Annotated in this window: 13 protein-coding genes; 2 read left to right on the top strand and 11 right to left on the bottom strand. The window is 71.8% G+C overall.

Annotated features, from left to right (window positions below; translation table 11 throughout):
- Both WMJ97_RS00065 and trpS read right to left on the bottom strand, forming a co-directional pair.
- Positions 1-372 (bottom strand): hypothetical protein, encoded by a 372-nt coding sequence (locus tag WMJ97_RS00065; RefSeq protein ID WP_347346910.1) that lies wholly within the window; start codon positions 370-372, stop codon positions 1-3.
- A gap of 184 nt (positions 373-556) precedes the next feature.
- Entirely contained in the window at positions 557-1,705 is a 1,149-nt protein-coding gene (trpS, locus tag WMJ97_RS00060) for a tryptophan--tRNA ligase (RefSeq protein WP_347346909.1), read from the bottom strand.
- Between the two features lie 843 nt (positions 1,706-2,548).
- Between trpS and WMJ97_RS00055 the strand changes: the two genes are divergently transcribed.
- Entirely contained in the window at positions 2,549-3,112 is a 564-nt protein-coding gene (locus tag WMJ97_RS00055; RefSeq protein ID WP_347346908.1) for a hypothetical protein, read from the top strand.
- A gap of 4 nt (positions 3,113-3,116) precedes the next feature.
- On the opposite strand, the gene WMJ97_RS00050 is transcribed toward WMJ97_RS00055, so the two are convergent.
- The 3 genes from WMJ97_RS00050 to WMJ97_RS00040 are packed head-to-tail and all read right to left on the bottom strand — an operon-like array spanning position 3,117 to position 9,052.
- A complete protein-coding gene (locus WMJ97_RS00050) occupies positions 3,117-3,956 on the bottom strand; it encodes a PHP domain-containing protein (protein ID WP_347346907.1) in 840 nt (279 codons plus the stop codon).
- A 13-nt stretch (positions 3,957-3,969) separates the two neighbouring features.
- Positions 3,970-4,194, bottom strand: coding sequence for a hypothetical protein (locus tag WMJ97_RS00045; protein ID WP_347346906.1), 225 nt, complete (start codon positions 4,192-4,194; stop codon positions 3,970-3,972).
- A 49-nt stretch (positions 4,195-4,243) separates the two neighbouring features.
- Positions 4,244-9,052 carry an NAD-glutamate dehydrogenase gene (locus WMJ97_RS00040; RefSeq protein ID WP_347346905.1) on the bottom strand — a complete coding sequence of 1,603 codons (4,809 nt, stop codon included), beginning with the start codon at positions 9,050-9,052 and terminating at the stop codon, positions 4,244-4,246.
- A 94-nt stretch (positions 9,053-9,146) separates the two neighbouring features.
- Here WMJ97_RS00040 and WMJ97_RS00035 point away from each other — a divergent pair, with 94 nt between their 5' ends.
- Positions 9,147-9,635: a DUF2505 domain-containing protein gene (locus tag WMJ97_RS00035; protein ID WP_347346904.1), complete on the top strand. Its 489-nt coding sequence runs from the start codon at positions 9,147-9,149 to the stop codon at positions 9,633-9,635.
- Positions 9,636-9,682: 47 nt separating this feature from the next.
- On the opposite strand, the gene WMJ97_RS00030 is transcribed toward WMJ97_RS00035, so the two are convergent.
- The 6 genes from WMJ97_RS00030 to WMJ97_RS00005 form a co-directional block, all read right to left on the bottom strand.
- Positions 9,683-11,074, bottom strand: a complete 1,392-nt coding sequence (locus tag WMJ97_RS00030) for a GntP family permease (protein WP_347346903.1) — start codon at positions 11,072-11,074, stop codon at positions 9,683-9,685.
- 211 nt (positions 11,075-11,285) lie between these two features.
- Positions 11,286-12,908 (bottom strand): L-glutamate gamma-semialdehyde dehydrogenase, encoded by a 1,623-nt coding sequence (gene pruA, locus WMJ97_RS00025; protein ID WP_347346902.1) that lies wholly within the window; start codon positions 12,906-12,908, stop codon positions 11,286-11,288.
- A 632-nt stretch (positions 12,909-13,540) separates the two neighbouring features.
- Positions 13,541-14,809 (bottom strand): N-acetylmuramoyl-L-alanine amidase, encoded by a 1,269-nt coding sequence (locus tag WMJ97_RS00020; RefSeq protein WP_347346901.1) that lies wholly within the window; start codon positions 14,807-14,809, stop codon positions 13,541-13,543.
- Positions 14,810-14,876: 67 nt separating this feature from the next.
- On the bottom strand, positions 14,877-17,933 hold the full coding sequence (locus WMJ97_RS00015; RefSeq protein WP_347346900.1) for an N-acetylmuramoyl-L-alanine amidase: 3,057 nt from the start codon (positions 17,931-17,933) through the stop codon (positions 14,877-14,879).
- A 203-nt stretch (positions 17,934-18,136) separates the two neighbouring features.
- Positions 18,137-18,967, bottom strand: coding sequence for a Ku protein (locus WMJ97_RS00010; protein ID WP_347346899.1), 831 nt, complete (start codon positions 18,965-18,967; stop codon positions 18,137-18,139).
- Positions 18,968-19,016: 49 nt separating this feature from the next.
- Positions 19,017-19,282, bottom strand: a 266-nt coding sequence (locus tag WMJ97_RS00005) for a hypothetical protein (RefSeq protein WP_347346898.1), incomplete at its 5' end; no start/stop codon positions are given.

The raw sequence follows: 19,282 nt of genomic DNA, 5'->3' as shown, positions 1-19,282 counted from the left end.
CTACAGGCCGAAGAGGATCGCGGTCGCGGTCGCCCCCACCTGGAGCGCGAAGACCAGCCAGAGCACCACCGACATGCCGGCGCGGCCGTGCCGGTAGCCGCTGCGGGCGGCGCCGATGCCGACGAAGAGCCCGACGAAGGCGACCAGGGGCACGAGCAGGCCGAACGAGGGGCGCAGGCACCCGGCGGCAGCGCAGCCGATGAGTCCGTCGCGGGAGGAGTCGAGGACGAATCCGAGCGCCAGGGCAGCCACCAGCGTCATGGCGCACAGGGCGGCGGCAGACCACTCCCACCACAGCCCCAGGCCCCGGCTGCGGCCGGTCTGCCCGATGTCAGCCGCAGCAGGCGGCTGCGGGCGCAGCACAGCGCTCACGTTCCTCATCTCCCCCGAGTTTCGGCCCGAACCCCACGACTCTCTCCCATGCGCAGGGGTGTATGAAAGACCCCCGAGGGGTGACCGACTCTCGGGTGACGTGCCTCGTCACTTCGTGTTTCCAGGGTGCTCCGACCTGCTCGGCGCCGGCACACCCCAGGGTGGCCGGCGCCCAAAACCACCCTTAGGAGTACTGCATGCCCATCGCCGCCCGGACGTCACCGAGCGTCGCGTCCGCCACCTCGTTGGCCCGCGCGTTGCCGCGCGCGAGGACGCCGGCGAGGTACGCCGGGTCGTCCGCGAGGTCGGTCCGCCGCTCGCGCACCGGCGCGAGGGTCTCGTTGAGGGCCTCGGTGAGCATCTTCTTCAGCGTCCCGCCGCCGCCGTTGCCGATCTCGTCGGCGATCGCGCGCGGATCGCGTCCGGTGCACAGGCCGGTGAGGCGCAGCAGGTTGGCGACCTCGGGGCGCGTGTCGGGGTCGTAGGTGATGAACCGCTCCGAGTCGGTGACGGCGCGCTTGATGAGCTTCGCCGTCTGGTCGGCCGTCATCCCGAGCTCGATCGTGTTCCCCTTGCTCTTGCTCATCTTCGTGCCGTCGGTGCCGAGGATCAGCGACCCGCCGATCGTCAGCAGGGCCTCCGCTTGGGGGAAGACCGGCTCGTCGGGCGTCACGCGGCCGTAGCGCTCGTCGAACCGCCGGGCCACGACGCGGGTCTGTTCGAGGTGGGGCAGCTGGTCCTTGCCGACGGGCACGAGGTTCGCCTTGCAGAACAGGATGTCCGCGGCCTGGTGCACCGGGTAGGTGAGCAGCAGGCCGGACATGGGGCGTCCGCCGGTCGCCTCGTGTTCGGACTTGACCGTCGGGTTGCGGTACAGCTCGGAGTCGGTCACGAGCGACAGGAACGGCAGCATGAGCTGGTTGAGCGCCGGCACGGCGCTGTGGGTGAAGATCGTGGTCTTGACCGGGTCGATGCCGATCGCGAGGTAGTCGGTGAGCAGCGAGTACACCCGGTCGCGGATCGCGCCGGTGCCGTCGCGGTCCGCGATCACCTGGTAGTCGGCGATCACGATGAACGTCTCGACGCCCGCGTTCTGCAGCCGCAGCCGGTTCGTCAGCGACCCGAAGTAGTGGCCGATGTGGAGGTTGCCCGTCGGGCGGTCGCCCGTCAGCATCCGGAACCCGCTCGGGTCCTTCCCGATCTGCTCCTCGATCGCCGCGCTGCGCTCCTCGGTTCTGCGCAGGGACGCCTCCGACGTGGACGCCGCGAGGCTTTCGCCCGCGTCGGCCTCGTCTCGGTGCTCGATCGTGGGATCGGAGGCCTGCTCGGTCATGATTCTCCGTTTCTCGGACGCCGCGGGCGGACATACGAAACGGCCGCCTACGAGACGGCCGTGCGATGGGTAGGAAGGGTCAGCAGCCGCCTGGACGGCGCCACCAACCCCGAATCTGCATGGCCCCACCCTAGTCCATCGCGGACCCGACGACCTGCGCGGCGCCCACGCTGGGACGTCGAACACCGCGCCCTCCCGGGGGCACCTCGCTTGCCGCCGCGCAGCAGGCGGGGGTGGATCTGATCGCAGCGTCCGGCACCACCGGGACGACGAGCACCACGCGAGCGGTGGCCTACGTGTCGGCGCTGGCCAAGCACTGGGCACTCCCCTACCGGCCAACCCTCGGGCGTGCCCAAACGGCTGAGGGTGGGGAGCCCGCGTGGCGGCGGATCAGCCTGCGCGGGATCATGGTCGGCTGTATCCCCGCCTTCATCTCGCTCGCGCTGGTGCTGGCGTGCAGCAAGATCCCCGGTTTGGACGTGCTGACTCCCATCTTCGAGTTGCTCCTCGCATCGCTGCCGATCGTCGTCTCGGCCGTCGCGGCGCGCAGAATCTCCGGACTCGATGAGGTCGGCTTGGTCGCCGGAGCGGTCGCGGGGATTCTCGCGGCACCGGGCGGCCTGTTCGGCGGCCTGGTCGCCGGCATCCTGGCGGGCCTGATCGCGTCTGCCGTGATCTCCTGGACCCTCGGCCATCGTTTTCCGGCCACCACCGCCAACATCGCCACGGGGGCACTGGCAGGGCTCATCCCCGGGTTGCTCGTGTACTTCGCGCGCCCCCTTCACGTCCCAACTCGGCAACGCGGTCAAGGGTTCCATCGAGTGGGCGCTCGCCGTCAGCCCGGTGCTCGCGGGCGCGCTGGCCGGGCTCGCCATGTGGCCCGCGATCCTGGGCGGCGTCTACCACTCGGTGATCTTGCCGCTCGTCCTGCTGGAGATGGGCCAGAAAGGGCACAGCTTCTTCGGAGCCGTCGACATGGTGAGCATGGTCATGGTGTCCCTGGGCATCACGTTGGCGAACGTCGTCCGGCCGCGCACGACCGGCGAACGGGCACTGGCCGGCTCCGGAGCTGCCGTGAACTTCTTCTTTGGGACCTTCGTCGAAGCCGCCTACCCGTTCATGTTCGGGGCCCGGCTGGTCTTCGCGATCGCGCTCCTCTCGGCCACCGCCGGGGGCGCAGTCGTGGGCGCGACGGGCGCCGAGGCGTCCGCGTATCTCCCCGCCTTCGTCGCCCCGTTCATCGCGACCACACCCGTCGGCATGACCGTCGCGATGGTCGTCTCGTTCCTTCTCGCGTTCGTGCTGACGCTCGTCACCAACCTGGCCCGCCTCCGAGGCAAGGGCGGCCAGACCGGCAAGAAGGGTCGCCCTACGGGCGTCCGCGGCGCGGAGCAGCCAGGCGCCTGAGCGCCTACCCCTCCGCCACGCGGCGGACGATGTCGGCATAGACCGCCGGATCGGTCACGCACGCGCCCAGCGGATTGTTGGTCTTGCCGAGGCCGTGATAGTCGGACGACCCTGTGGCCAGCACCCCCAACCGGTCGGCGATCGCGTGCAACGCGGCCCGCGTCGCGGCGTCGTGATCGGGATGGTCGGCCTCCAAACCCGCCAGCCCGTGCTCCCGAACCAGCTCGGCCAGCACCTCCTCGGGCAGGTCGGCGCGGCGTCCGCGCGACCACGGGTGCGCCAGCACCGGGACGCCGCCCGCGCCCCTGACCAGGGCGATCGCGTCCTCCAGCGGGGTCTGGTAGCGCTCGACGTACGCGGGGCCGCCGTCGGCCAGCCAGCTGTCGAACGCCTCGTCGCGGTTCGCCACGTAGCCCTTGCGCACCAGCGCGTCGGCCACGTGCGGACGCCCGACGCTCGGCGTATCCCGCGCCTCGGCGAGGACATCCTCCACCGTCAGCGGCATGCCCAGCTCGCCCAGCCGGGCCACCATGCGCGGCACGCGGTCATCGCGGGCGTCCCGCAGCCGGGCCAGCTCGGCCAGGAGGGCCGGATCGTCGGTGCGGCAGCCGTAGCCGAGTAGATGGACGGCGTTGCCGCCGCGCTCGGTCGACATCTCGAGCCCGCCCAGCACCTCGACGCCCGCCGCGGGGCCGGCGGCGTGCGCCTCCGCCAGCCCATCGAACGTGTCGTGATCGGTCAGCGCGACGGCGTCCAGCCCCGCGGCCGCCGCCTTCGCGACCAGGGCGGCCGGGGCGTCCGTTCCGTCGGAGACGGACGAATGGGTGTGCAGGTCGATCCGCATGCCGGGCACGCTGTCAGCGCCGCTGGTAGACCTGCACGAGCGCCGGGTACACGTACCACGCCCACGCGACCGTCAACACGCCGACGACGGCGAACCGCACCGGCGACAGCGGCTGCCCGAGCACGGCGCGCAGCAGCGAGTCACCGACCACGACGATGAGCGCCACCCCCAGCAGGACCGGAGGCAGGGGCGCACCGCGCGCGAACCCCGTCGGCCGTTCACCTTGCTGGTCCGTCATGCCGTCTCCTCTCGCCCCCTCGGACGCCGTCCGCATGGGGACCTGAATATCAGGTCAGCAGGCTCCGCACCACCCGCAGCGCCACCGACATCCGCGCCAGGTCGACCGGGCCGTCGCAGGCCTCCGCCAGCAGCCGGACCTCCTCATCGGTGCCCTTCACCCCGGCCCGCCACGCGTCGATCGCCTCGCGCTCCCCGGACGCCTCCGGCGCGGCCTGAAGCACGTCCCGCGTCAGCTGCGCCTGCAGCGCCTGCAGGTCGTCGCGCAACGCGGCGCGGGCCATCGTCTCCCAGCGCGACCGGCGCTCCAGGGCGTCCACCCGCTCCATGACGATGTCGAGCCCGAGCTCCTGGGCGAGCGTGAAGTCGAGCCCCGCCACGAACGCGGGGTCGCGGCCCAGGTCGAGCGCCGTGTCGACGATCGGCAGGGCCAGGTGCGCCAGCCGGGCCGTCGAGACCGGGCCGGCGACGTCCTCCGACACCCCGGCCGCGATCATCGCGCGGGCTTCCTCCTCACACACCGCGCGCTGGGCCGAGCTGAGCAGGCCGGGCAGCAGCCCGACCACCACGCCGATCGGCGTGGTGAACCGATTCGCCTCGCGCGTGATGTCGATGTGGCCGCGGCGGTTGTGCAGCAGCCAGCGGGCGGCCCGCTCGACCATCCGCTGCAGCGACACCCGGACGCCGGTCTCGGTCGCGGCGTCCACGTCGAGTTTCGGCAGGCTCAGCTCCATCCCCGCGACGCGGAAGATCGTGCGGGCGGCGAGCTGCGCCCGGACGATCCGGTCGATGTCGGACTGCGTCTCCGTCGCCAGCCGGTTGTACGCGCTCGGCCCCTGGCTGTTGACAAACCGGTTCACCGTGACCGTCGAGACGATCTCGCGACGCAGCGGGTGATTCCGCATGGCGTCAGCGAACCGTTCCCGAAGCGGCTTGGGGAAATACGTCGACAGCCGGTCCGCGAGGTAGGGGTCGTCGGGCAGCGTGGAGTCGATGACGAGCTCGGAGAGCCGGATCTTCGTGTACGCCAGCAGCGTCGCGTACTCGGGCCGGGTGAGGCGCCGCCCCTCGTCGATCCGCCGGGCCATCTCCTCGCTGCTCGGCAGGCCCTCCAACTCGCGATCCAGATGCCCGGACGCCTCCAGCTCCCGCATCCACGACTCGTTCGCCTCGGCCCGGTCGACCGCCAGCAGCGCGCCGGCGGCCAGGGCTCTGTTCGAGTCGACGTTGTGCTCCAGCACGTGGCGCGCCACGTCCTCGGTCATCGACTCCAACAGCTCGACGCGCGCGTCGGCGTCCAACTCGCCGGCCTTCACGGCCGGCTGCAGCAGGATCTTGATGTTCACCTCGTGGTCGGACGTGTCCACCCCGGCCGAGTTGTCGATGAAGTCGGTGTTGATGCGTCCGCCGGCCATCGCGTACTCGATGCGCCCGTGCTGCGTCCAGCCCAGGTTGCCGCCCTCGCCGGCGATCTTCGCGCGCACCTGCCCGCCGTCCACGCGGACGGCGTCGTTCGCCTTGTCGCCCACGTCCTCGTTGCGCTCGAAGGACGCCTTCACGTACGTCCCGATGCCGCCGTTCCAGACGAGGTCGACCGGCGCCCGCAGGATCGCGGAGATCAGCTCGGGAGGCGTCAGCTCGGTGACGCCGTCGTCGATCCCGAGCACCTCGCGCACCTGGTCGGAGACCGGAATCGCCTTGCGCGTCCGCTCGTAGACGCCGCCGCCGGCCGAGATCACGCTCGGGTCGTAGTCGGCCCACGACGACCGCGGCAGCGCGGCCAGGCGCGCGCGCTCGGCGAAGGACGCCGCCGGGTCGGGGTCCGGGTCGAGGAAGACGTGCAGGTGGTTGAACGCGGCCACCAGCTTGGTGTGCTCGCTGCGGAGCATCCCGTTGCCGAAGACGTCGCCCGCCATGTCGCCGACGCCGACGCAGGTGAAGTCCTCGGCCTGGCAGTCGACGCCCATCTCGTAGAAGTGCCGCTTGACCGATTCCCAGGCCCCCCGAGCCGTGATGCCCATCTTCTTGTGGTCGTAGCCGACCGAGCCGCCCGACGCGAAGGCGTCCCCCAGCCAGAACCCGCGCGCGAGCGAGATCGCGTTCGCGTTGTCCGACAGCGCGGCCGTGCCCTTGTCGGCGGCCACGACGAGGTAGGCGTCGTCGGCGTCGTACCGGACGACGCCCTCGGGCGGCACGACCGCCCCGTCCACCATGTTGTCGGTGACGCTCAGCAGCGACGTGATGAAGATCTCGTAGCAGGCCACGCCCTCGGCGAGCCAGCCCGCGCGATCGGTGCGGGCGTCCGGCAGGTTCATCGGCACGAACCCGCCCTTCGCGCCCACCGGCACGATCACCGTGTTCTTCACCATCTGGGCCTTGACGAGGCCGAGCACCTCGGTCCGGAAGTCCTCCTTGCGGTCGGACCACCGCAGCCCGCCGCGCGCGACCGGGCCGAACCGCAGGTGCACGCCCTGCACCCGGGGGCTGACGACGAAGATCTCGAACGCGGGTCGCGGCTCGGGCAGCAGCGCGAGCTCGCGGGGCAGGATCTTCAGGGCCAGCGCGGGCGCGTCCTCGACGAACGCGTTCGTCCGAACGACCGCCCGCAGCACCGCGACGTACATGCGCAGGATGCGATCCTGGTCAAGGGAGGCCACGTCGTCGAGCATCTTCTCGATCGCCCGGGCCTTCTCCTCGAAAGACGCCGCCCGCTCGCCCACCTCGCCCCCGCGCGCGGGGTCGAACTTGGTCTCGAAGGCGTCCACGAGCGCCGCCGCGATGGCCGGGTACTCGGTGAGCGCGTCCGCGACGTAGAACTGCGAGAACGGGATGCCCGCCTGCTGCAGGTACCGCCCGATGCCGCGCAGCCAGCTCACCTGCTGCCAGGTGAGCTTCGCCGTCATCACGAGCCGGTTCATCTTGCCCGGGTGCGCGAGCCCCCGGTAGGACGCCGCGAACGCCGCCCGGAACCGCGCCCGGTCGTCGGCGTCCCACTCCGCCGGAAGATCGTCCGGCAGGCGCAGACCGAAGTCGTAGACGTGGACGCGGTCGCCGCGCAGGTCCCACTCGAACGGACGCTCGTCGGTCACCTCCACCCCGAGGACGCCGAGGTGCGGCAGCACCTCGGTCAGCGACATCGGCCGGCGCGTGAACACCTTGAAGCGCAGCGCGTGCGGCCGCTCCGCGTCGGGGGCGATGCTGAACTGGAGGTCGCCGTCGTCGGCGGGGTCGAGGGCGTTCGCGAGCCGCAGGTCCTCCACGGCCACGGCCGGGTCGAACACCGACTCGTAGGCCTCGCCGAACTCGACGCCGCGCTCCTGGGCCGGGAGTTCGTCGGCCACAGCGTTGAACTCGTCGTCCCAACTGCGGGTCGCGGCGGCGATGCGCCGCTCGAGGCCGGCCACGTCGACGTCGGCCGCCCGCGCGCCGTCGGGGAGCTTCACGACGAAGAAGAGCCTGGCCAGCACCGATTCGCTGACCTGCACCTGGTGCTCCAGCGTCTCGGCGTCGAGGGCGTCCATCAGGATCTGCGCGATCCGCGTCCGGACGGCTGTGTTGTACCGGTCGCGGGGCAGGTAGATCGTGCAGGAGACGAACCGGCCGTACCGGTCGGCTCGCACGAACAGCCGCACCTGCCGGCGCTCCTGCAGGTTGACGACGGTCTCCACGATGGGGGCGAGCTCGGCCACCTTCGCCTGGAACAGCTCGTCGCGCGGGTAGGTGTTCACGACCTGCCGCACCACATGGCCGCCGTGGCTGTCGGGATCGAACCCGATGGACGCCTCCAGCTCGTGCGCCTTCTCGGCCAGCCCCGGAATGTGGTCGACCGACTCGGAGTACGCCGTCGCGGCCAGCAGGCCGAGGAACCGGTGCTCGCCCACGATGTGCCCCGCCTCGTCGAACACCCGGACGCCCAGGTAGTCGAGATAGGAGGGCCGGTGCACCGGCGAGCGGCGCGGGAACTTCGTGACGACGAGCAGCTCGCGGCCGTCGTGGCCGGGCGCGATGGCGTTGAAATCGACGGCCAGATCCTCGCGGCAGATCCCCAGCGCCGACCCCTCGACGGGCGTGAAGCGCTCCCCCTCCACCGCGAACCGCTGGTAGCCGAGGAACGCGAAGTGGTCGTCGGCGAGCCACTCCAGCAGCCGGATGACCGTGCGCACCCGCCCCGGCGACACCGGCTGCGGCGTCTGGTCGAGCACGCGGCCGCACTCCACGGCGTGGGCGCGCATGCGGTCCCAGTCCTCGACCGCCAGCCGCACCTGCCGGAGGCCGGGCCGCAGCTCGTCGGCGAGCGTCGCGCCGAGTTCGTCCGCCGAGCGGCCGAGCGGCGGGTAGATCTCCAGGCAGATCCACGACTCGGGTGAGCCGGGGGCGTCCGCCTCGCGGGGCGCGATCGACGTCAGGACGCCGTCGGCGTCCCGCTCGGCCAGGAACTGCGGGTGATGCAGGTGCCGGATCGACCAGTCCCGCCGCGTCAGGTCCATCAGGACGGTGTCGACAAGGAACGAGCGATCGGTCGTGACGATCTGGACGACGGTGGACCCCTGCGCGCTCCAGCCGTCCTCAACCGCGGTCGGGGTGACGACCGAGATCAGGTCCGTGTCGCCCTCGCGCCGGGCCCCCAGCTCGAGGTGGGCGCGCATGAGGGCGGCCAGGTCGGCCTCCGCGCGCTCGGCGAGTTCATCGGGACTGTTGCGCGCGAAGTAGCAGCGCGTGAACGCCCCCGGATCGATCGGAACCGGCAACGCCTCCCCCAGCGCGGCCGCGGCCCCCTGAAGCTTCCGATCCTTCTCCGCATCCTCGGCCGAGAAACCGGACACCATCATCACTCCCTTGTGCGATCGCTTACCGGTCATGCTAGCCAAGCGGCCCGAGACGCGCGATCCGAATGCCGCGCCACGCACGAGAGGATCTGTGACGCACGGGCCACGGTGCCCCAGAATGAGGGCCATGAAGCTCACCGCACGCCACCATTTCAAGGCGTCCCCCGACCGGGTCCTGGCCATGCTCACCGACCCGGCTTTCCTGGCCCACGCCTGCGAGCGGCTGGGCGCACACTCGCACGAGGTGACGGTCGACGGCGAGGCGTCCGGCTCCCCGACGACGAGCACGCGGGCGGTCGTCGAGGCGCCGTCCGAGGTCAGCCGGTTCATCGGGAAGACGCTGACGGTCGTCCAGACGGTCGCCTGGGGGCCGCGGACGGCGTCCGGGGGGCGTGACGGACGCCTCGACATCGCCGTCCCCGGGCTGCCGGTCACGCTGACCGGCGCCGCCGCGCTCAGCGGCACGGACGCCGAGACGTCCATCGACTACGACGGCGAGCTGACCGTGAACGTCCCGTTCGTGGGTCGCCAGATCGAGGAGCAGGCGGCCCCCGAGATCACGGGCGTCCTGAACTCCCAGCAGGCCATCGGCGAGGAGTGGCTGGCCACCCACTGAGCGGGTGGCCAGCCGGCCGGGCGGCCGATCGTCGGGCGCCCGGCCCCTCAGACGAGGCTGGCGACGCCGAACACCGCGCAGACCATCCCGAAGCCGACGACCGACTCGATGGCCTGCTGGACGGTCCAGACCTTCAGGGTCGTCGTCACGTCCATGCCCATCAGGCGTCCCACCAGCCAGAAGCCCGAGTCGTTCACGTGGCCGGCGAACACCGACCCGGCGGCCGTGGCGAGCACGATGCAGGCGAGCTGCACCGGGTTGTAGCCCGCCCCCGCGACGGCCGGGGCCATCAGGCCCGCGGCGGTCACGAGCGCGACCGTCGCCGACCCCTGCGCCACGCGCAGGATCGCCGACACGAGGTAGGCCGCCACGATCAGCGGCAGGCCGGTGTCGCTGAGCGAGTGCGCCAGGGCGTCCCCGATGCCGGACGCCCGCAGCACCCCGCCGAACATGCCGCCCGCGCCGGTGATGATCACGACCGAGCAGATCGGGCCCAGCGCGGAGTCGAGGATCTTCTCCATCTCGACGCCGTCCTCCCCGCGCCGGTAGCCCAGCACGTAGCTGGCGAAGAGCACGGCGATCAGCAGGGCGACGGGGGCGGTGCCGAGCATCGAACCGACCTTGAACCACAGCGCTCCGGAGTCGACCACGCCGGCCGCGCGCAGGAAGTCCAGCCCCGTGTTCAGGAAGATCAGGCCGAGCGGCACGAGGAGGCACGCGATGACGGTGCCGACGCGCGGCGGGTTCTTGACCTGCTCCGGGTCCTCCTCTCCGAAGATGCTGGAGGTCAGCTGGTAGGGGTGGCGGCGGGCGACGACGCGCCCCCAGCGGGCGCCGGTGAGGTACCACAGGGGGAACACGATCACGAGGGCCAGCAGCAGCACGACGCCCAGGTTCGCGTTGTAGAGCTCGGTGGCCGACACCGGGCCGGGGTGCGGCGGGGCGAACACGTGCATCACCGAGAAGGCCGCGGCGGCCGGGATTCCGTAGGCGAGCACCGGCCCGCGCAACCGCTGGGCGACCGCGAAGATCACCGGCAGCATCACGACCAGGCCGGCGTCGAAGAAGATCGGAAAACCCATGATGAGAGACGCGAGCCCCAACGCGAACGGGGCGCGCTTCTCGCCGAAGATGCTGACCATCCGCTCGGCCAGCACGGCCGCGCCGCCGGAGAACTCCACCAGCTTGCCGAGCATCGCGCCCAGGCCGACCAGCAGGGCCACCGAGCCGAGCGTGTTGCCGAAGCTCGTGATGATCGTCGGAACGATCTTCGCCAGCGGGATCCCCGTCGCCAGCGCGGTCAGCAGGCTCGTGATCGTGAGCGCGAGGAAGGCGTGCGTCTTGAACCGGATCACCAACACCAGCAGCAGCAGGATCGCCCCCGCCGCGATCCCGAGGAGCGGTGCCGCCCCCATCGTCTGTTCCCAACCTTCGATCACGTGCACTCCTTCGTCGTGCCGGTCATCCGTTGACCGGGCGAGCACACTCTGCCAACGCGATCAGTTCGCTGACAAACCGAGATGAGGACCACCCCGACTGTGCCCGCGGCTCCGGCCCGTCCCTGGGACGCACGAGGGCCGCGCCCCCGTAGGGGCGCGGCCCGGGACCGGCGCCGGCGGCGTCCGAGCTGAGGGACGCCTCGGGCGCGCCTCAGCGCATGTGCGGGTAGCCGGTGGACGTCGGCGGGACGAGCGTCTCCTTGAGCGCGCGCGGCGACGCCCAGCGGATCAGGTTCCACATCGACCCCGCCTTGTCGTTCGTGCCGGACGCCCGCGCCCCGCCGAACGGCTGCTGACCCACGACCGCCCCGGTGGGCTTGTCGTTGACGTAGAAGTTGCCGGCCGTGAAGCGCAGCCGCTCGGACGCCTCCAGCACCGCCGTCCGGTCGGTCGCGAAGACCGAGCCGGTGAGGCCGTACGGGGACGCCGTGTCGACGTGATCGAGCACCTGGCTCCACTTCGCGTCGTCGTACACGTGGACGCCCAGCACGGGCCCGAAGTACTCGGTGACGAAGATGTCCTGCGTCGGGTTGTCGGACGCGATCACCGTGGGCCGGATGTACCAGCCCTCGGAGTCGTCATAGGTGCCGCCCGCGACGACCTCGGCGTCCGCGCTGGCCTTCGCCGCCTCGATCGCCTGGGAGATCTTCACGAACGCCCGCTGGTCGATCACCGCCGAGGTGAAGTTCGCCAGGTCGCGGACGTCGCCCACCTTGAGCGCCTCGGTCTGCTCGATGAGCGCCGGGCCGACCGTCTTCCACAGGCTCTTCGGAATGTACGCCCGGGACGCCGCCGAGCACTTCTGCCCGGAGTACTCGAACGCGCCCCTGACCAGGGCGGTCACGAGGGCGTCGGGGTCGGCGCTGGGGTGGGCGACGATGAAGTCCTTGCCGCCGGTCTCGCCGACGATGCGCGGGTAGCCGCGGTAGTTCGCGATGTGGGAGCCCACCTGCGACCACAGTCCCTGGAAGACCCGCGTCGACCCCGTGAAGTGGATGCCCGCGAGATGCGGGCTGGCCAGCGCCACGTCGGACACCTCGGCCCCGTGCCCGGGCACCATGTTGATGACCCCGCTCGGGAGGCCCGCCTTCTCCAGCACCTCGACGAAGTAGTGGGCGGCCAGCGACTGCGTGAGGGCCGGCTTCCAGATGACGGGGTTGCCCATGAGGGCCGGCGCGGTGGGCAGGTTGCCCGCGATCGCGGTGAAGTTGAACGGCGTGATGGCGTAGACGAAGCCCTCCAGCGGCCGGTACTCCATCCGGTTCCAGACGCCCGGGCTGGACGCCGGCTGCTCGGCGTAGATCTGCTGCGCGTAGGCGACGTTGAACCGCAGGAAGTCGATGAGCTCGCACGCCGAATCGATCTCGGCCTGCTGGACGGTCTTGCCCTGGCCGAGCATCGTCGCCGCGTTCATCGTCGCCCGGTACGGGCCCGCGATGAGGTCGGCGGCGCGCAGCAGGACGGCGGCCCGCTCGTCGAACGGCAGCCGCGCCCACTCCGCGCCGGCCTCGAGGGCCGCTTCGATGGACTTCTCCGTGTCCTCATGGGACGCCTGCTGCACGACGCCCAGCACGTGCCGGTGGTCGGACGGCATCGTCACCTCGAGCCGGTCCTTGCCGGTGCCCGGTCGCTTCTCGTGGCCGAAGGTGCCGCACAGCTCGACGGGGGCCTGGTTGCCCAACTCGGCGAGCCGGACTTCCAGCTCCGCGCGTTCGGGGGTGCCGGGGGCGTAGGTGAGGTTCGGTTCGTTCTTGGGCAGGGGAACAGTCGTCATGGCATCCACGACCCGAGACTAGACCATGCCGGTTGCCCGACGAAGGACCGTTCGGCGGCATCCGGCACGGCGGGGAGGGCGCTCCCGCCCCCTGCGCGTTCGCCGTCGGCGTCCGGGCTGCCGCGCGCGAACGAGCGCTCTCTGGTTGTCGAGAGATCCTGTGGGAACGCTGTCATGCCCGATCCGGCGCGCACTCGTGCGCGCGCGACGAGGCGGATCCGTCGCCCTGGCCGATCGTCGCCGCACCCCGGACGCCCCCGGTCACCCCGGACGCCCCCAAGCGCCGGTTGCCCCCGGTCACCCCGGACGCCCCCGGTCACCCCGGGCGCCCCCGGACGTGGGGCCCCGACGTGGGCCTCACCCCCGAAACTCCCCACCCCGATCGCGCCTTGGGTTTGCTCACGAGGTGTGAGCAAACCACAGCATCCGATGGGGCTCGGAACTCTGGGGGTCCGCTCCCCGATCCGGCGCCCCCGGACACACAGGCCCCCAGACACACGCCCACAAACGCCCACGGACACAAACGCGAGTGCCGCCGTCCCCGGGGACGGCGGCACTCGCCTGGTCTGCGCTGGTCCGGTCAGAGCCGCTCAGCGGCCGTTTCGACCGGACGCCTCAGCGCCTGTGGATCCTCAGCGGCTCGCCGCCCGGACGGCCGCCGCGCTCACGTTGCTGTAGTAGCGCTGCTTGTAGGTGGCCACCTTCGCGCGGATCGTGCTCATCTTGGCGTACACGTAGCGTCCGGGGCAGGACGTGCTCTTCTCGTTGCGGTGCCCCGAGATGTTGTTGAGCGCGCCGGACGAACCCCACGTCCGCCCGTACACCGACACGCTGTGCATCGCGAACTTCCAGGCGATGACGCGCTCGGCGGTGTCCAGCATCGCGGACGAGGGCTTCTTCACGTCGTAGTTGCCGATGAACGAGAGCCCGAACACGCGGGCGTTCGTGATGCCCATGCCGTGGCCGCCGACGACGGCGTTCGTGAGGCCGCCGCCGCGCCCCTCCCAGGCGACGCCGTACTTGTCGACGAGCACGTTGTACGCGATGTCGTTCCAGCCGCGTCCGTTCACGTGGTACGCCTGGATGCCGCGCAGGATCGCGGGCACCTGGCTGCGCGTGTAGCTGTTGCTCGTCGCGGTGTGGTGGATCATCACGCCCGTGACGACGCCGTAGCGGTAGGGCTCGCGCACGAGCCCCTGATTGGCCCGCCACGCCGCCCGCGAGCGGATCGTCGGCCGGTAGATCGAGACGGCCTTCCCCGACACCGCGTCGCCGGAGACGCCGGTCGCCGACGTCGCGTTCGCGCTCGTGACGGACGCCGCCCGCATCGAGACGCTGTCCGCGGTCGCCTTCGCCGCGGCCGACGCGACGGCGGCGTCCGTGCCGGTGACCTGCGAGCCGTAGGAGCGCAGGCTGGCCGCGACCGGCGCGTCCGAGAGGACGACGGCCTCGACCGTCGCCTTGCCGAGCACCATGGTCGGCTCGGTGCCGGCGGTCTTCGCGGCCTCGGTGCCCTGCTCCTGGCCCACCGCCTTCCACGCGGACGCCTTCTGGCCGGCCTGCGTGGTGCGCACGAACACCGACACCCGCTTCGCGGTGGTCGGCCAGGTGACGCCGAGCATGCTGACGTCGGCGGAGACGGCGAGGCGCGACGTGCTCACGAAGCGGCCCTTCGCCGAGGCCGGCAGCCCGGACGGGCGAGCGGCCGACTTCAGGGCGGCACCGGCGGTGCGGACCGCCGTGGCGGCCCCGGCGCTCACCGACGTCTGGCTCCCCGCCGCGGGGGCGAGGGACGTCGCGGGAGCCGCCGCTGCGGACGTGGACGGCAGAACCAGCGCGGCGCTGACGAGCGGCAGCGTCACGGCCGTCCGGAGGGACCGGGAAACGAACTTCTCAGGCATGGAGGAATATCCCTTCATAGTGGTTGTGAAGGCTGGGGGATCCTTCGGTGGCCATCGCGAGGACCGGTCATCGGTAGTAACCGGCGACGTCGGCGATGAGATGGGTGGTGCCGGATGAGGCATTGCGCAGGCTGACCCGTCCGCCGGTGCCCACCTTCGCGGGCACCAGGTTGGGGACGTCCTGACCGGCGACGAAGTTCAGGCTGGAAGACGACGGAATCGCCGCTCCCGAGGGGTACACCTGAAGGTTGCCGGAGACTTGTGGACGGGTGACCGTCACGTTGTAGACGACGGAGGAAACCCCCGACGACGGGACGCCGCCGCGTCCGGTGGCCTGGAGGGCCACCACCCCGTAGGGGGCCACCGGGCCGGGCGCCCCGAGCGCGGCGCGCGTGTCGAGCGTCCGGGTGGGGCTGAGCGGCACGAACGAGCCGGGCATCGTCGGCGTCCCCGCGAGGTAGTACCCCGCGATGTCGGCGATCAGGTGCACGGTGCCCGACGAGCTGTTGCGCAGGGTCACGCGGCCGTCGGCGCCGAGCTTGACCACCGCCAGATTCGCGACGGTCTGGCCGCGCACGAAGTTCACGTTCGAGGACGCCGGCGCGCGCGTACCGGAGGGGTACACCTGGACGTTGCCCGCCACGGTCGGCTGCGTCACCGTGACGTTGAGCGCGACGGCCGCGACGCCCGTCGCGGGGACGCCGCCGCGTCCGGCGATCGGCACCGTCGCCGTCCCGTAGGGCGCGATCGGGCCGGTGGCCCCGGTATTCGTCCGGGTGTCGAGCAGCCGCGAGGACGCCACCGGCGCGAACGCGCCGGGCACCTGGACGTTGCCGGCCACGTAGTAGCCGCCGACGTCCGCGATGAGGTGCGACGTGCCGGAGGACGCGTTGCGCAGGTTCACCTTGCCGTCGCGCCCCACGGGCACCACGACGGCGTTCGGCACGTCCTGGCCGGGCGCGAAGTTCAGCGACGACGTGCTCGGCATCGCCGCCCCGGACGCCCACGCCTGCACGTTGCCCGCCGCCTGCGGACGCGTGACCGTCACGTTCAGCACGACCGCCGAGACGCCCGTCGCCGGGACGCCGCCGCGCCCGGCGACCTGCAGGGACACCGTGCCGTTGGCCGCGACGGGACCGGGCGCGCCAAGCGCGGAGCGGGTGTCGAGGATGCGGGCGGGCGTCAGGCTCCGGTACGAGCCGCCGAACTCGGTGCTCACGCGGACCGACCCGGCCCGCGCGCTCGTGCCGCCGACGCGTCCGGCCGTCGAGGTCGTCAGGGAGATCTGGCCGGTCTTGCTCACCGCGACGAGGTCCGGGCCGCCGGATCCGTCGACGTTGGCTCCGCCGACGATCGTCCAGGCGTCGCCCCACGCGCCGCCGAGCGACGTCGTCGACTTCACCGTGCCGTAGCCGTCGCCGGCCAGCAGGTCGAGCGTGCCGTTCGTGCGGCGGGCGACCAGGTCGGGCGTCCCGTCGGTGGTGTTCCAGACGCCCGCGAGGGCGATCAGGTCGTAGTCGACGCCGGCCGTCGTGAGCGTCTGGGGCGTCTGCAGCCCGCCGGCGCCGTTGCCCGGGAAGGCGAGGATGCGCCGGTTCGCCCGGTCGAGCGCCAGGAGCGCGCCCCGGCGGTCGCCGCCGAAGTTGGGCGCCGCGATGAACTGCTCGTAGCCGCCCCACCCGGACGCCAGCGTCGTGCCCGTCTGGCTGTACCCGCCGCCGACCAGGCCGCGGTACAGCTTCAGGACGCCGGCGTAGTCGCGGACGACGATGTCGCCCACCCCGTCGCCTGAGAGGTCGCCGGCGAGCACGGCGTCCCGCGGGGCGGTCGGCAGGGTCAGAGCTCGCCGGGGCGTGAACGGCTGCGCCAAGAGCTGCGTGATCATAACGTTCTGGCCGTCCACGACCGCGAGGTCGGGCTTACCGTCGCCGGTGGCGTCCTGGTTGAACGAGCGGTCGCCGTCCCAGTCGGTCGCCATGTACCCCTTCACCTTCGAGCGGATCTCGGCGAAGCGGCTGTAGACGTTCTTTCCGGGGCAGTCGGTGGCGTTCTCGTCGCGATGCCCGGAGATGGCGTTGAGGAAGGTCGAGCCGCCGTCCTGCCCGCCGGACCCCCAGGTCGTGCCGTAGGGGTCGACCCCGTGCGCCTGGAACTTCCACGCGATGATGCGTTCGGCCTTGTCGAGCATCGCCGCCGGGGCCGCCGCGGTCTGGTAGTCGCCCATGAACGACAGCCCGAACACCCGCGCGTTCGTCACCTTCCAGCCGTGGCCGCCCTGCACCGCCCGCGCCAGGCCGCCGCCGCGGCCCTCCCACGCGGTGCCGTACTTGTCGACGAGCACGTTGTAGGCGATGTCGTTCCAGCCGCGCCCGTTCACGTGGTACGCCTGGATCGACCGCAGGATCGCCGGCACCGCCGCCTGCGTGTAGCTGTTGGACCCCGAGGTGTGATGGATCATCACCCCGGTCACCGTCGAATAGGTGTAGCCGTAGCGCACGAGGCTCTCGTTCGCGCCCCACTCGGCGCGCGAGCGAATCCCGAGGGACGCCGGCGTCCCGCCGAGCGCGTCACCGCCGGTCCGCTCGGCGACGGCCTTGTCGTCGGCGGCGGTCTCCGCGGACGACATCACGCGCAGCGTCGCCCCGACGTCCTGCCCGGCGACGGTGGCCGCCTCCACGGAGGCGGCGTCCGTGACGACGATGGGGTCCGTGCCGCCGGTCGGCGACTCCGCGCCGCCGGCCGGGGCCTCGGTGTCCAGCTTCTGCCAGGCGGACGCGCGGCCGGAGGCGTCCTTGGTGCGCAGGAACACCTGGACGTCCGCGCCGGCCTTCGTCGGCCACGTCACGCCCGCGACGGCGACGCCGTCGGGCGCGGCCATCGTGGCGCTCCAGACCTGCTTGCCCGTCGTGGCGACTGGCAGCCCGAGGCTCCCGGACGCCTTCGCCAGGGCCTTCTTGGTGGCGTCGACCTTCGCGGACGCCGCCCGCTTGGGGGTCGGGCCGGCGGACCCGGGTGCGGCCGGCGCCGCGGTGACGGGGGCCGGAGCGGCGGCCGGCACGGACGCCGGCGGCGTCGCGCTCGAGGGCGCGGCGAGGGCCGTCCCGGAGAGGGCGAGGGGCCCCATCAACGTGAGGGGGACCGCGATACCGACGAACCGAACGAGAGACCACCGCAGGGCCAAGCGCATGCTGAGAGCTTTCTCATCGGGGGTTCAGAGAACCCGGAGGTCAGGCCTCCCCCCCAGGCTTCTGCCCGGGACCCCGATGGTGCGTGGTCAGCGCACGAGAGAAAGATAAGCGATTTTTAGCGACACGTCTCCCTAAAGTCTCAGCTAACTTGAGACTTCTTGGGTTTTGTCGAGGTTTCCGCCTCCTCGCGCCTCTTCTTCGCGGCCGCCACGGACGCCTTCAGCGCGGCCACCAGGTCGACCACCTCGGCCTGCTCGGGCTCCTCGCCCCCGCTCTCGGCGGGCATCGGCGTGCCCTCCAGCTTCGCGGCGACGACCTGCTCCAGCGCCTCGCGGTAGGAGTCGGTGAACGCGGTCGGGTCGAAGTCGGAGGTGAGCTGGTCGATGAACATCGTCGCCATCTCCACCTCGGCCTTGGAGGCCGTCGCCGTCTCCGGCGGTGCGGCGAACGAACCGTCGCGCAACTCGTCCGGCCACAGCATGGTGTGCAGCATGAGCAGGTCGTCTTTCGCGCGGACGAGCGCCAGCGTCTCGCGCGTCCGGACGGCCACCTTCACGATGCCCGCGCGCCCCGAGGACGCCAGCGCCTCCCGCAGCAGCACGTACGGCTTCACCCCGGGCCCCTCGGCCTCCAGGAAGTAGGACTTGTTGAAGTAGCTCGGGTCGATCTGCTCGATATCGACGAACTGGACGATCTCGATCGCCTTCGCGCTCGGGAGGGGGAGGTCCTCGAAGTCGGCGGCGTCCAGGGTCACCATCCGGCCGTCGCCGGCGTCGTAGCCCTTGACGATGTGCTCGTAGGGCACCTCCTTGCCGCACGCCTCGCAGACGCGCTTGTAGCGGATGCGTCCGGCGTCCTCGTCGTGCACCTGGCGGAAGGTGATGTCCTTCTCCTCGGTGGCCCCGTACATCTTGATGGGGATCGTGACGAGGCCGAACGAGACGGCGCCCTTCCAGATCGATCGCGGCATGGCGCCCAGTCTGACACCCGGGGCGTCCGGGCGCGAGGGGTCGTCGCCCCTAGTCGCCCAGGGCGTCCCACTCGGCGGGGCCGTGCCAGAGCAAGTCGGCCTCGGCAAGGAGGGCCTCGTGGGCCGGGTGATCCCAGGCGTCGGCCAGGCCCAGCCCGGCGAGGGCGTCGCGGGCGCGGGCGAGCGCCGCGGAGGCGTCCGGGTCGGCCGGATCGTCGGTGAAGAGCGCGGTGACGGCGGCGTAGCGCAGGTCGGGGACGCCGGCCGCCCCGAGCGGCTCGTCCGGACCGGGCAGGGGCCGGGCCGAGGGGGCCT

It is taken from the genome of Nigerium sp. (genome assembly GCF_039811905.1).
In the GTDB taxonomy this organism is placed as follows: Bacteria; Actinomycetota; Actinomycetes; order Propionibacteriales; family Propionibacteriaceae; genus Propioniciclava.
The sequence above is the reverse complement of the archived record's forward strand: the minus strand, read 5'-3'. Positions and strand labels throughout refer to the sequence as shown.